We start from the raw sequence: 12,798 nt of genomic DNA on the forward strand, positions 1-12,798 counted from the left end.
TCGGACTGGAACGATCTCGGATTCTGGTGGTTGAGTGCCTCGTATGACCCGTACCAGAAGTGGTTCAAACTCACCGAAACGCCTGACGGGCGGACGATGCTTCAGCTCGGGAAGCAGGTCCGCGGTACTGAACACGTGCTCGCTCCAGTTCAGACTGAACACTCTCGGAATCGGGGGAAGGTTCACAGCTTGGCTTACGAGGTTGATTCAGCAGATACCTCCGCTGGCGAATGGGCAGATATCGAAAAGGCGTGGCTGGAAACCGGCTTACAGAGCACTTCGGTTATCTTCAAGCTCGTTGCAACTCCGAGCGGGGAGCTCGCTCTTTCGCTGGGAAAGTACAAGGAACACAGCGACGATGGCGAGTTCATTACCGTCTCTACCGAGTTCAAGCGTAATCTCAAAGAGAGTCTCCACGAACTCGCTAACCTTCTGGGGTGACCTGACTCGGCCCGGAAATCCGCCCACAACGGTAAATGGACGGACTACAAACAGCAGTCAATAATGTCGGACGAGGCTGACGATTTGTATGATAAGTACATCGACTACGATGGCAGAGATCTCGATACCCGGAATGTCGGTGATGGGAAGGTAGTTCGGCCGATTACGGCCGAGAATTTCGAGATGGAGAAACGGACTCTGGGGGAGGTTCTCACCGATCAGAAGTTCAACGTACCAGAGTACCAGCGACTGTACTCGTGGAAGAACATCCACCACGAACAGTATTGGTCGGACATCGAGCAGTTCGTGAATGCCGACCTGGTCGCTGACCGACGCGAAGTTTCTGACGTGTTCTTCAGCTCGATGTACTTCGCGGTCAACGACGACAAACAGGTGTATGAGGTCATCGACGGCCAACAGCGCCTGACGACGACACACCTGCTGTTGCGCGTCCTTATGGAGCACCTCGAGGACGTCGACCCAGCTTCTATCGAGGACGATACCCTGGCGGAGTTTCGGGACTACGGGATCGGACGAATCACCGATATCCTCTATGTGGAGGAGATGTTCGGCAAACGTGAGCCTCGGCTCACGCTGAATAAACACGACGCTGAATTTTTCAAAGCCCTCATGATGGGGCCCTCCGCCCAGGTGGACTACCTCAAGAACGAGGCCGACTTCAGCATTCACGGGAACAACAGCGATGCAGTACAAGTCTCGGAATGTCTGGACCGGTTCGGTACCACGGACGATGAACTCGCGGACTTGGATACTGACTCGCTGTCCTCAGGGGCGTTCTTCAAACTGTACCGCTCACACCGACGGTTGTTGAACGCTTACGAGTTCTACGACGAGAAGATTAGCGGCGTCGTCGCCGACGCCGAGACGCCGGACGAGACTGTGCGAGCGCTCGTGAATATCCTTAACTACGTCTACAACTCCTACCACGTCGGGGAGTACCTGATTCGAGAGGCGGAGTCGGACTTCCGGATGCAGATCTTCGAGATTTTGAACGACCGCGGCGTCGATCTGACGAAGATCGACCGTATCAGGGCGGCGGTCGTGAACGCGTTCTTCGATACCGACGTGAAAGACGAGTACGTCGACAAGTGGGAGGACATCGTGGTGGCGTTCGCAACCGATGGTGATGCCATCGACGACTACCTCTCGATCTATCTGAGTATCGTCGACGATGGCATCGACAGGATTGGTGACGCGAGCGCCGAACTGACGAACGCCTTCGACACGCGGAACATCGACTCGGATGTCGTCCCGCGGCTTCGGAATCTTGATGAAGCGAAGGCTTTCCTCGACTACGCACACGACCTCGTCGACTACTATCAAGATATCACGACCACGGAGCTCGCCGCTGACGATCTTGAGTTAGCCAGTCACCGAGAGCAGTGTCGGGAAATCCTTGTTCGCCTCAATAACCAACAGATGGACCAGTGGCGGCCATTCGTCCTGGCGCTCTACTATCACACCAATCCTGAATCGGAACGGGATGCAGCACAGTTCCACCGCGTACTAGAGACCATCGAGAAACTCAACCTGCGACGCCTCCTCATCTCTGAACGTCCGAGTATTTTCCGCGAGGTCTTCATCGAGGCCGTCGAGGAGTTCAATCTCGCACCAACTGCCGACGCCACTCCAGATAGTGTATACGAGGCTTCTCGAGAGTACCTCATCACCGAGATGCGTTCCTCTACGCCGACGCTGTTCGGCGACAGGTTCGTCGATACGGTCGTCCAGACGCAGTCCTGGAGTACCGGAACGGCGCGACTGCTCTTCGGGAAGATTGCCCAGGATCACTTCGACGACAGTAGTCGTGCCGTCGAGCGAGACCTGAACATGGGGAACATCCATCTCGAACACGTCCTCCCGCAGACTCCCGTCAGCGACCCGGAAGACCCGACGTGGCTTCGGGAGTTTTTCAAACTCGACTCGGAGCCGGACATCGAGATCGCGTCAGAGATCGAACGCTATATCGAGCTGGTGCAGCGCTCTGATCTCGACGAAGAGGAGGAGCGACTGAAAGACAATATCTCGGAGTTCATCACGCAGGGGTTCATCGACGATATCGGGAACTTCCTCCTGCTCCGTGACACCGATAATATCGGGGCGAGTAATCGGCCACTCGCCGAGAAGATGACGCAGTACTACTCCGAGATCGACGGTTTCGCCAGTATCTACCCCAATCGGTATTTCACGGCCGAATACGGCAACGTCGATCGCGACTCCCTCGACAAACTCCGTGAGCAGCACGATGGCGGTGACGTTTCGAATGTGGACGCCGATGTAGTGGCGTATTTCAACTCCTTCTGGACCTACGAGACTCTGCAGGATCGACGAATCGAGCTCCTCTTGGATATTCTGTCGACGCTTGGGTTCGATTCGTTTGAGGACGAGTTCGGGATTGAATCTGACCAAGATGAGGTACGCCACGAAATTCGAGAGAAGACGGACCAAGAGTTTGAGAAACGTCTGTCCGTCCGATCGCTTTAACCCCCTCTGAGAAGTCGGTTTTGCGAGTACCTGTCGAAGCCTTCTCAGCTGACTATCCTATCCAGCTTCGCCATCCACACAGAAGGTACGACCTCCTTTGCCGAAACGAAAGGAACGAACAAAACGAATGGAATGAAGGGAATGAAGTAAACGAGGTTGATGAATTGGATTCTCCAAACGAACTGGTTTGTCTCTGGTTGGCTTGTAGTAGAAACGAACAAAACGAACGGAACGAATTGAGTGATAGAAATGAACGCAATTAGTTCAACGAGCGAAACGAACAGTTGGTTTTAACACCGTAGTAATCCTCTCACCGAGTGAAACACCCTCACCGAACGCACCGAACTAAACGAGAAAAACGAACGAAACGAACACAACGAGAGAAACGAAGATAATGACCGACACCAACACCGCACGAATCACGGTGGCGAATCAGAAGGGAGGCGCGGGGAAGACAACCGACGTCATTCATACTGGCGGCGCACTTGCCGCCCGAGGTCACGACGTCCTCTTGGTCGATATCGACTACCACGGCGGGCTCACCTGCTCGCTTGGCTACAACGATCTGTACTACGATACCGACCGTACGACGCTGTTCGACGTCCTCGACTTCGACCAGATGGAGTCGGTGAACGACATCATCGTCGAGCACGAGGAATTCGACATCCTTCCCGCCAGCGAGAAACTCGCGAACAACAAGAACATCCAGACGCTGCTTGAGGCGCCGAAGAGTCGCGAGCGGTTGGAGATGACTCTCGACGAGCTCGACAAGGACTACGACTACATCATTGTCGACACGCCGCCATCCCTGAACGTCCTCACCGACAACGCCCTCGTCGCGACCGGCAACGTCGTCATCCCTGTCATTCCCGAGAAGCTCAACGCCAACAGCCTCCAGATTTTCGCAAAGCAGCTGAGCTCCCTCGAACAGGCGTACGGGGACATCAATCGGCTCGCGATTGTCTGTAACCGTGTTGAGCAGAACGCCGAGCATCGCGACACTATCGAGGAGATCAAGTCGGCGTACTCTCTCCCAGTGTTCGAGATCCCGAAGCGGACTGACCTCTCCCAGTCGATCGGCGAGGGGGTGTCCGTCTTCGGCTTCGGCAAGGAGAACCAGCGCGTCGAGGATGCACGCGACTTGTTCAACGAGATCGCCGACCTGTTCGACGAGACGTTCGAGAAGACCGCGCCTGAGGAGGTGAAAGCATGAGCGACGGCTGGGGCGATGCTTCCGGCATCGAGGGCAATTACGAAGAGGAGGACGATGAGGTCGATTCCGGTGAAACGAGTGAGGTGAGTGAAACGGTGGAAACTAGTTCATCGACCGAAACGACCGAATCGACTTCAACGAGTGAAACGAACGAAACGAGCAAAACGAAGACGAACATCAAGGACGAGTGGAACGGGCGCACGATCTACATTCCCGACGATGTCCTCGACGAGATGGAGGATACCTACCTTGAGTCCCAGCTGAAGCTCCGCAAGGCGGGCCAGGACGAGTTCAAGAAGAACCGCCACTTCTACCCGCTACTCGTCCAGTTCGGTGTTGAGGCGCTCTCTGAGGCGGATGCTGAGGAAATCCAGGCACGCCTCTCAAATCTTGGGCACGAATAGCTTCCGGCGAATGGAATTCAGGAATTCGTTGACGCCATTCAAATAGTCGGCACGTTAGGACTGGAGTCTCTTGACTACTCCTCGTTAGCGTATTCCCCCTTTCGTGCAAGGATATCGATATCCGTGACGTGCATCTCGTGATACTCGCCAAATTCTGTATCTTGGAGATCTCCCAGTTCGATTCGTCCATCAATAAGTACCTCATCCTTTCCAATGCTCTTCCGGGAAGCGTACTCGGACTCGAACTCCTCAATGGATGGCCCACAATCTTCATGCCAAAGATCCTCAAATTCCCACTCCTCCTGTTCACCTTTGTACTGATTTCGAGTCACCACAGCTACAGCCCGAACAGCAGTGCCTGGGTCGAGGTGATGTTGACGCTGCTGCTTTTCTATAAGCTCTCTTTCCTCCGGGTGCGTACTTCCTTCAGGAAGCTCCCCAACGTGTTCACACTCGTCGAAGAAATGCGAGCACGTTAGTCCACTCATTGGATTGGCGGCATTGATCTCACCAATTACGTCGACCAAATCTCCTTCAACCATCCGCTGAATTTGCTTGTCCTCATCAGGCTCGAGATCCGGAACTTCCCACGGATCTCCATGCACCTCGGTTACATCGATATCTTGGTCTTCGTGCTGATACAGCTCTACGTCTAACGTAGGATTGATGAAGTAGGTGGAAGGCGACGAACTGGTCATTAGGGCCAGAAGAGCCTCATATATGCCCTGCATCAGCCGTTCAGAAGCCAGTGGTTCCCTCACCGGGTGGACAAGGTTCAACATGTTCATCCCGAGCGATTGAGATGGGTCATCGACATCCCGCAAATCCCACGAACCTGTTGTTACTCTCTCAATCTCGAACTCTCCTTCGTGACCGTCTTGGATCGGATTTCGATTATTATCGTACGCCCGCAGGTGGGTATATCGAACCGCCTCAATTCCGTAATCACGATCGAGTCCAAGTGCTATTTCGAAAGCGTCCGCGTCTGAATTGTAATTCTCCTTCTCGAAGAAAGGGGAGAACAGTTCCTCAAATTGCGTCAGTGACATCCTTTCCAGCTGCTCGGAGGCTGCCAGGAGTTCATCACGAGTTATCTCCTCCATCTCTTCATAGCTCATAGCCTGTCGTATCCATTCAATCTCTATAGAAATTCTGTTCAGAATTCCAAAATAATCTAAGCCGGCAAAGTTCTCAGCTCTCTATTGGGTCAGGGACCGCTGAAGTTGCGACTCCCCTTCTCAATGCATACGCTCGAGTCTTAATCGGCACCTCCTGTATACTGGGGAGGTCACATTCGGGCCGGTTGGTAGATCCATAATTCATGGGATATCTACTGAGAAGGAATACGAGGGAAATCCCCACATAAGCGTGATGATCAGTAATTACGCTTGAATCAAGGCCTCACATCTTTCGTCGAAATGACTCTGACTTAAACACCCTTTCCTGATAGCACTATTCTAATCTCCGTTCAAGCCATCATCCCTAATGATGTCAACGGAATCCGTCTCCGAACTGGAAGGGCAAGTAGCAATTGTAACGGGCGCATCGTCCGGGATTGGGGAGGCCACAGCCAAGACCCTCGCTTCCCAGGGAGCGAGCGTTGTCCTCGCTGCTCGGCGTGAGGAGGAACTTAATGACCTTGCCACTGATATCGAGAATGATGATGGTGACGCGTTCGTCGTCCCGACTGATATTACAGAAGACGACGACATCGACCAGTTAGTCGAAACTACGACCGATGAGTACGGTCACATCGACATTCTCGTAAATAACGCGGGAGTGATGCCCCTTATCAATATCGCAGATGCGGATCGCGAGACACTTCAGACGACTATCGACGTCAATCTCAGTGGTCTGATTAAACTCACGCACGCCGTCATTCCGACGATGCTGGAGCAAGAGAACGGTCACATTATCAATCTGTCTTCAGTCATCGGACGGATCCCGATAGAGAACGGCTCACATTACAATGCGACGAAAGCCGGTGTGAAGATGTTCGGCGATTCTCTCCGGCTGGATGTTGTATCAGAAGGTATTCGGGTGGCGACAATTGAGCCTGGTTCGGTTGCTACAGAGCTCCCTGAGTCCATCGCTGACGAGGAAATCAAAGAGGAGATTCTGAACTCCGGAGGGTCGATGCGCCCACTCCAGCCGACTGACATCGCCGAAACGGTTGAGTTCATCGTCACACAGCCGAACCACGTGGATATCAACGAAGTTCTGATCCGGCCCACCGATCAGGTCCAACCCTAACTCCACTGAAGCGGGCGAAACTACCGAACTTCCAAATATGGAAAGCAGACAAATAGATAAGCCTGTCCGGTCTATGTTTCGTAGACAATGACGATTACTGCTGAGGTTCACCTTCGTTCGTCTTTGCTGCCGCTCGTCAGCGTCGCCGAATTGGAACAGGCTAACGAGGTCCAATGCCCACACGTCCTCGGACTGGACCAGGGACTTCAGATGTTTGTCGTTGAGATAGACTCCAACCAACCCCTCTCTGAAGAGGATCTTTTGGCACTCGATGAAGTAATTGAGGCGACTGAACTCGGTAATGCGAGAGGCAAAGAGGTATTCAAGCTGACCGCTGTGTTAAGAGAGTCAGTCGCAGAAGCGTTTGAGGACACGCCCGATGCAGGCCTTGTCGATGCGATACGAATCACCACCGAGGGCTGGTACGAGCAGAAAGTGTTCAAGGACTATCCCGCGTTTAAAACCTTCCAGACCAGCTGTGAGGAGCAAGACATTTCGGTCGAGATTCTTTCGATCACACAAGACTCCTCGCCGTCCGAGGAATCGGCACCGTATGGATTGACGGAGCGTCAATACGAGGCGCTCTCGCTCGCGCTTTCGCGTGGCTATTATGAACAGCCACGGCAGACAACTGCACGAGAGCTCGCTGACGAACTGGATATTTCTCAGCCCTCGCTGTCGGACCTCCTCAATCGCGCCGAACGCCAGCTTATCTCCGCGACGGTTGGTCCTCAGACACGGTTAGAGGTGCTTTCGCAGTAACGAACTGCAAATTTCAGAGGTGAAGAAGAGTTCTTTGAGAAGCCAGATAATTGGGCACTGGTTTCAGTGACTTAAACACCCTTTCAGGATAGCATTGAACTCATTGTTACGACTCGCTTTGAAGGAAGTGATGTCAGCAGAGTTCGGTTCAGAACTTGATGGACAGGTAGCGATTGTGACTGGCGCGTCGTCCGGAATCGGTGAGGCCACAGCCAAGGGCCTCGCCTCGCGGGGAGCGAGCGTTGCCCTCGCTGCCCGCCGCGAGAACGAACTTGAAGCGCTGGCCGACCAAATTGAATCGGACGGCGGTGATGCACTTCCTGTTCAGACCGATGTCACTGATGAAGACGATATCGATGCGCTCGTCGAAGCCACTATCGAAGAGTTCGACTCGATCGATATCCTCGTAAACAACGCCGGTGTGATGTTGCTCGAACCCGTCGAACGAGCCGACCGTGAGAACTTCCGGCAGATGGTCGAAGTCAATCTGCTGGGGTTGATGAACCTCACCCACGCCGTACTCCCGGTGATACAGGAAAATGGCGCTGGCCACATTGTCAACGTCTCGTCTACGGCTGGGCGGGACGCGAACGCGAATAACGCGGGCTACAGTGCGACGAAGTTCGGTGTCAACGCATTCACCGAATCCCTCCGTCAGGAAGTCACTACTGAGGGAATTCGTACGACAATCATCGAACCCGGTGCGGTCGAAACGGAACTTCAGGAACACATCCCGGACGACGAAATCAAAGAACAGGTCGAAGAGGGCTTTCTCGAGTCAATAACCCCGCTCCAGAGCGAGGACATTGCACGCGCGATTGTGTACGCCGTGACCCAACCCCAACACGTCAACGTTAATGAGATGCTTATCCGGCCAACCGATCAACAGCTCTGACGAGACCTTCAGCTCGTCCGGTCCACATAGGGGTGATTCCTCAAACGTTTTCCCCGGTGTCTGTCGCTTCTGTCTTCGTTCATACTTAAACGCCCTTTCAACATAGCATCGAATCTATGGGATACAGGCCTCAAATTGAGGCTGCATCAACGTATGAAGGCAGCAACCTACCATGGCCCAGAAGACGTCCGTATTGAAGAACATCCCATCCCGGAAATAGAGGAGCCGACAGACGCAGTCATCCGCATTACGCACACCGCGATCTGCGGCTCGGACTTATGGCCCTACCGTGGTGAAGATGAGTACGATGAAGGGACCCCCATCGGTCACGAACCGATGGGGATCGTCGAGGAGGTCGGAGCGGACGTCCGTCACGTCCAACCGGGCGATCGGGTGTTCGCCCCGTTTGGGACCAGCTGTGGTCAGTGTGAGTTCTGTCGTAAAGGACTCCACACCTCTTGTGTCAATGGTGGCTTCTGGGACGGCTTGGGCGTCGGTGGCGCACAGGCCGAGAAGCTTCGCGTTCCGTTGGCCCACGGGACGCTCGTTCGCGTGCCCGACCGGTATGCCAACGACGAAGAGACGCTTGAATCGCTCCTACCGCTAACAGACGTGATGGGAACGGGCCACCACGCCGCTGTCAGCGCGGATGTCGGCGCTGGTGATACAGCCGTCGTCATCGGCGATGGCGCGGTGGGACTGTGTGGTGTCCTTGCCTCGAAACGCCTCGGTGCCGAGCGCATCATTGCGGTCGGCCACCACGAGGAGCGTCTTGAACTCGCCGAGGAATTCGGCGCGACAGAGACCGTCTCCAGTCGCGGCGTTGAAGCGATCGAGGAAATCCAGGAGCTCACGTACGGCGGCGCGAACCACGTGCTCGAATGTGTCGGTGCTGAATCAGCGCTGGAGACGGCCGCGCAAGTGGTCCGCCCCGGTGGCGATATCGGCTACGTCGGTGTTCCCCACGTCGAGAGTTCCGAATTTGTCGAGCAACTGTTCTTCAAGAACGCCTCGTTCACCGGTGGCCCCGCACCTGTTCGAGCGTACGCCGAAGAGCTCATGGCTGACGTCCTGCAGGGTACACTCGACCCGTCGCCGATCTTCACGAAGACCGTCGATCTCGATGGCGTCCCGGAGGGATACGAGGCGATGGACGAACGAGAGGCAGTGAAGGTCATGGTGAAACTCGATGCGTAGCGTCCTGATGAACGTCCAACGTACAGTTCAACCGAACGCGCACCAAACGAGGGCAAACGATGTCACGTAAGCAAGAGCAGGTATCGACGAGCGAGAAATTTGATTTTGAAGACAAAGTGGCGTTCGTCTCCGGTGCGGCAGGCGGCATTGGACGCGCTACGGCGCTCGCATTCGCCTGCGAAGGGGCCAACGTCGTGGTTGCCGATATTGACGAGGTAGGCAACCAGAAAACAGCGGAGCTGATCGAGGAGATGGGGAGTCACGCCCTCGCCGTAACATGCGACTTGCGGGAGTCCGAGGACGTCCAGGCGGCGCTGGATGCCGCAATCGAGGAATTTGGGCGTCTGGATTACGCCTGCAACAATGCTGGCGTCGAACAGGGACCAGAGAAGACGGCGGAACTGGACGAGGACGAGTGGGATCGGATCGTCGACACCGATCTACGCGGGGTCTTCTTGTCCATGAAGTACGAAATCCCGCTCATCAAAGAGCAGGGCGGTGCGATCGTCAACATTTCCTCAGGTGCCGGAGTGAAGGGGTTCCCAGGAGCGGCGTATTGCGCCGCGAAACACGGCGTCGTCGGCCTCACGCGGTCGGCAGCGCTGGAGTATTCGGAGACTGATCTCCGTATCAACGCTGTGTGCCCCGGCATCATCGACACCGAGATGATCGATCGCGTCTTCGGCGACGACGAGGAGGGCCATGAGGAAGCAGTCAGCCAAGAGCCGATCGGACGGAAAGGTCGGCCGGAAGAGATCGCCGATGCCGTACTCTGGTTATGTTCTGATGCTGCTTCATTCGCCCTCGGTGAAGCCGTGGTCGTCGACGGTGGCCAGACGGCGTAGTGGGCCCTCACCAGCCATGATCCACTCAGGCTGATCTTGTGCATATAATCTCGATGACCGGCTATCATTAGATCACTGCTGTGGTCGGCACCACCCGCTTCCACTGGAGGACGGCTCCGGAGAGCGAAGGGGCACTTAAATGGGCTTTCTAGATAGCGCCGAACTCAAGCAACGAGCCGTCGTTATTCGATCTATGGACGTGACGAACGTTCCGTCGGCCGACAGAGAAGAAACGGACCACCCGGTGCAAGTCGGGTCGCCGCTTATCTCGGACGGTGTCGAGAGCGCCTTCAACGGAGTGTCCGTCAACGCCGCAGAGGTCACCTTCCGCCCCGGAGAGCGAACCAGGTTTCACGCCCACGCTGGCGTCCAGATATTGTACGTCACGAAGGGCATCGGGGTGGTCGGAAACCGCGAGGAGGAACACGAGGTGTCGGAGGGGGATATCGTCGTCTTCGAGCCTGGTGAGGAACACTGGCACGGGACAGGCGAGGATGCCGACTCTGAGTTCAGCCACGTCTACTTCCTCGCCGAACCCGACGAAGGCGAACTAGAGATTCAGGAGGCTCCCTGAATGGAGTACACAACACTCGGCTCGACCGGGATGGAGGTCTCGAAGATCTGTCTCGGGTGCATGAGCTTCGGATCGAACGAATGGGACGAGTGGGTTCTCGGCGAGGAAGACGGTCGCGAGATCATCGAGCGAGCGATCGACCTCGGCATCAACTTCTTCGACACCGCCAACGTCTACTCCAGCGGCACGAGCGAAGAGATCCTTGGGAACGTCCTCTCTGACTACGACCGAGACGAGCAGGTCGTCGCGACCAAAGTGCGGTTCCCGGGCGAAAAGGAGCACCAGAACGCCGAGGGGCTTTCACGGAAGACTATCGAGCAGGAACTCGAACATTCGTTGGACAGGTTGGGGATGGACACCGTTGATCTATATCAAATCCATCGGTGGGACTACAACACCCCGATCGAGGAGACACTGCGAGCCCTCGACGATGCGGTACGCCGCAATCAGGTCCGATACATTGGTGCCTCGTCTATGTGGGCTCACCAGTTTCAGGAGGCGTTGCACACCAGCGATCGCCTCGGCCTCGAACGGTTCCAGACGATGCAGAACCATTACGCGCTAGCCTATCGGGAGGAGGAGCGCGAAATGCTCCCTCTCTGCGAGAAAGAGGAGATTGGCGTGATCCCGTGGTCGCCACTCGCTCACGGCTACCTCACGCGTCCCCACGAGGAGATGGACGCGACAAAGCGTGGGGAGACACACGACCCGCTCTACGCCCATCCCTACGAGGAGGGCGGCGGCATTGAAATAAACGAACGAGTCGAAGAACTCGCCGAGGAGAAGGGCGTCACGATGGCCCAGATCGCCCTGGCGTGGCACTTCCACAAGGACATCGTCGACGCTCCGATCGTCGGAACGACGAGCGTCGAGCACCTCGAACAAGCGGTCGAGGCACTCGACATCGACCTGTCTAACTCGGATATAGAGCACCTCGAAGAACCCTACGAACCAGTTGAAGTCACCACACACGAGTAACTGATAACACAAATTACGATCGAACGATATCGAGACGATCTATCTGTTCTACAGCGGTTTTCTGAGCAGGCACCCACAACAAGCGCTCATTACGATCCCGATCGCAAAGATATAGAATTGTCCATATTATAGTCTGAAAACGTCTATTCCGCACATCTGCCACACCAATTCCATCGAAATTGTGCATCTGTCTCAGTTATACTCGCCGCAGTCTTTACTTACACAATCTCGGAGGATGGATTTGATGCGTGCCTTATATTCAGTTTTTAGAAGTCGGATGTATTATCCGTTCTCGGCGTTTAGGAATGTATCAATCCCGTTGAAGAGTTGTTGAATAGTCTTCCCGCCGGTGAATGGATTCAAGATGACGACTCGAAGTCACCGGCTATCCCGATAGGTCGGTAATGACACGAAAATGTCGAGTTTCGAAGCTACTTCTCCCCTATCACCTCGAAAGTGAGAGGTGGTCAGTATCGTTTCCATGTGGCCGAAGTACCCATGATGAGTGGAATTCGCCGATCCTTCGATGACTGTCTCGAAGTCACAGAGCAGATCGTCCTGGCATCGTGGGAAATCGGGAATCACTACGGAAGGAACAGTCGGGTCCGCTGGTAACGGTAACCGGTCGTCAGCGGCTTCAAATTGTACAAGAAGCTGGTCGAGAATCTTCCCCACAAAGTCACGCACAGCCTCAGCGTTGGCCTCACTCCGGTCCATAAACCCCGCCTCGG

At 55.1% G+C, this 12,798-nt stretch carries 11 protein-coding genes and 1 pseudogene; 11 read left to right on the forward strand and 1 reads right to left on the reverse strand.

Annotation, left to right across the window (positions count from 1 at the left end; translation table 11 throughout):
* From ACQUQ1_RS16105 to ACQUQ1_RS16120, 4 genes and pseudogenes are all read left to right on the forward strand, one after another.
* A pseudogene (locus ACQUQ1_RS16105) lies at positions 1-441 on the forward strand (hypothetical protein); the annotation flags it as partial.
* Between the two features lie 63 nt (positions 442-504).
* A complete protein-coding gene (locus ACQUQ1_RS16110; RefSeq protein WP_435065339.1) occupies positions 505-2,946 on the forward strand; it encodes a DUF262 domain-containing protein in 2,442 nt (813 codons plus the stop codon).
* Between the two features lie 394 nt (positions 2,947-3,340).
* Entirely contained in the window at positions 3,341-4,159 is an 819-nt protein-coding gene (locus tag ACQUQ1_RS16115) for a ParA family protein (RefSeq protein WP_142987585.1), read from the forward strand.
* Positions 4,156-4,563, forward strand: coding sequence for a hypothetical protein (locus ACQUQ1_RS16120; RefSeq protein ID WP_435065340.1), 408 nt, complete (start codon positions 4,156-4,158; stop codon positions 4,561-4,563). The genes ACQUQ1_RS16115 and ACQUQ1_RS16120 overlap by 4 nt, the downstream gene beginning before the upstream one ends.
* A gap of 74 nt (positions 4,564-4,637) precedes the next feature.
* On the opposite strand, the gene ACQUQ1_RS16125 is transcribed toward ACQUQ1_RS16120, so the two are convergent.
* The gene (locus ACQUQ1_RS16125; protein WP_435065341.1) at positions 4,638-5,681 is read right to left on the reverse strand and encodes a hypothetical protein; all 1,044 of its coding nucleotides are present in this window, start codon (positions 5,679-5,681) and stop codon (positions 4,638-4,640) included.
* A 370-nt stretch (positions 5,682-6,051) separates the two neighbouring features.
* Here ACQUQ1_RS16125 and ACQUQ1_RS16130 point away from each other — a divergent pair, with 370 nt between their 5' ends.
* The 7 genes from ACQUQ1_RS16130 to ACQUQ1_RS16160 all read left to right on the forward strand — a co-directional run bounded on the left by ACQUQ1_RS16130 (position 6,052) and on the right by ACQUQ1_RS16160 (position 12,067).
* Positions 6,052-6,816 (forward strand): SDR family oxidoreductase, encoded by a 765-nt coding sequence (locus ACQUQ1_RS16130; protein ID WP_435065342.1) that lies wholly within the window; start codon positions 6,052-6,054, stop codon positions 6,814-6,816.
* Between the two features lie 87 nt (positions 6,817-6,903).
* Entirely contained in the window at positions 6,904-7,578 is a 675-nt protein-coding gene (locus tag ACQUQ1_RS16135; RefSeq protein ID WP_435065343.1) for a helix-turn-helix domain-containing protein, read from the forward strand.
* A 130-nt stretch (positions 7,579-7,708) separates the two neighbouring features.
* Positions 7,709-8,473, forward strand: a complete 765-nt coding sequence (locus tag ACQUQ1_RS16140; protein WP_435065344.1) for an SDR family NAD(P)-dependent oxidoreductase — start codon at positions 7,709-7,711, stop codon at positions 8,471-8,473.
* A 153-nt stretch (positions 8,474-8,626) separates the two neighbouring features.
* Positions 8,627-9,670, forward strand: a complete 1,044-nt coding sequence (locus ACQUQ1_RS16145; protein WP_435065345.1) for a zinc-dependent alcohol dehydrogenase family protein — start codon at positions 8,627-8,629, stop codon at positions 9,668-9,670.
* Between the two features lie 59 nt (positions 9,671-9,729).
* Positions 9,730-10,515 carry a glucose 1-dehydrogenase gene (locus ACQUQ1_RS16150; protein ID WP_435065346.1) on the forward strand — a complete coding sequence of 262 codons (786 nt, stop codon included), beginning with the start codon at positions 9,730-9,732 and terminating at the stop codon, positions 10,513-10,515.
* Between the two features lie 193 nt (positions 10,516-10,708).
* Positions 10,709-11,089: a cupin domain-containing protein gene (locus ACQUQ1_RS16155; RefSeq protein WP_435065347.1), complete on the forward strand. Its 381-nt coding sequence runs from the start codon at positions 10,709-10,711 to the stop codon at positions 11,087-11,089.
* Complete coding sequence (locus tag ACQUQ1_RS16160; RefSeq protein ID WP_435065348.1) at positions 11,090-12,067, forward strand: aldo/keto reductase; 978 nt, start codon at positions 11,090-11,092, stop codon at positions 12,065-12,067.
* The last annotated feature ends 731 nt before the right edge of the window (positions 12,068-12,798 follow it).

It is taken from the genome of Halobaculum sp. EA56 (genome assembly GCF_051195075.1).
In the GTDB taxonomy this organism is placed as follows: domain Archaea; phylum Halobacteriota; class Halobacteria; order Halobacteriales; family Haloferacaceae; genus Halobaculum.

Coding starts and splice junctions, on each gene's coding strand:
- ACQUQ1_RS16115 (WP_142987585.1), top strand. CDS start 3,341: ATGACCGACACCAACACCGCACGAATCACGGTGGCGAATCAGAAGGGA.
- ACQUQ1_RS16110 (WP_435065339.1), top strand. CDS start 505: ATGTCGGACGAGGCTGACGATTTGTATGATAAGTACATCGACTACGAT.
- ACQUQ1_RS16145 (WP_435065345.1), top strand. CDS start 8,627: ATGAAGGCAGCAACCTACCATGGCCCAGAAGACGTCCGTATTGAAGAA.
- ACQUQ1_RS16150 (WP_435065346.1), top strand. CDS start 9,730: ATGTCACGTAAGCAAGAGCAGGTATCGACGAGCGAGAAATTTGATTTT.
- ACQUQ1_RS16135 (WP_435065343.1), top strand. CDS start 6,904: ATGACGATTACTGCTGAGGTTCACCTTCGTTCGTCTTTGCTGCCGCTC.
- ACQUQ1_RS16130 (WP_435065342.1), top strand. CDS start 6,052: ATGTCAACGGAATCCGTCTCCGAACTGGAAGGGCAAGTAGCAATTGTA.
- ACQUQ1_RS16155 (WP_435065347.1), top strand. CDS start 10,709: ATGGACGTGACGAACGTTCCGTCGGCCGACAGAGAAGAAACGGACCAC.
- ACQUQ1_RS16140 (WP_435065344.1), top strand. CDS start 7,709: ATGTCAGCAGAGTTCGGTTCAGAACTTGATGGACAGGTAGCGATTGTG.
- ACQUQ1_RS16160 (WP_435065348.1), top strand. CDS start 11,090: ATGGAGTACACAACACTCGGCTCGACCGGGATGGAGGTCTCGAAGATC.
- ACQUQ1_RS16120 (WP_435065340.1), top strand. CDS start 4,156: ATGAGCGACGGCTGGGGCGATGCTTCCGGCATCGAGGGCAATTACGAA.
- ACQUQ1_RS16125 (WP_435065341.1), bottom strand. CDS start 5,681: ATGAGCTATGAAGAGATGGAGGAGATAACTCGTGATGAACTCCTGGCA.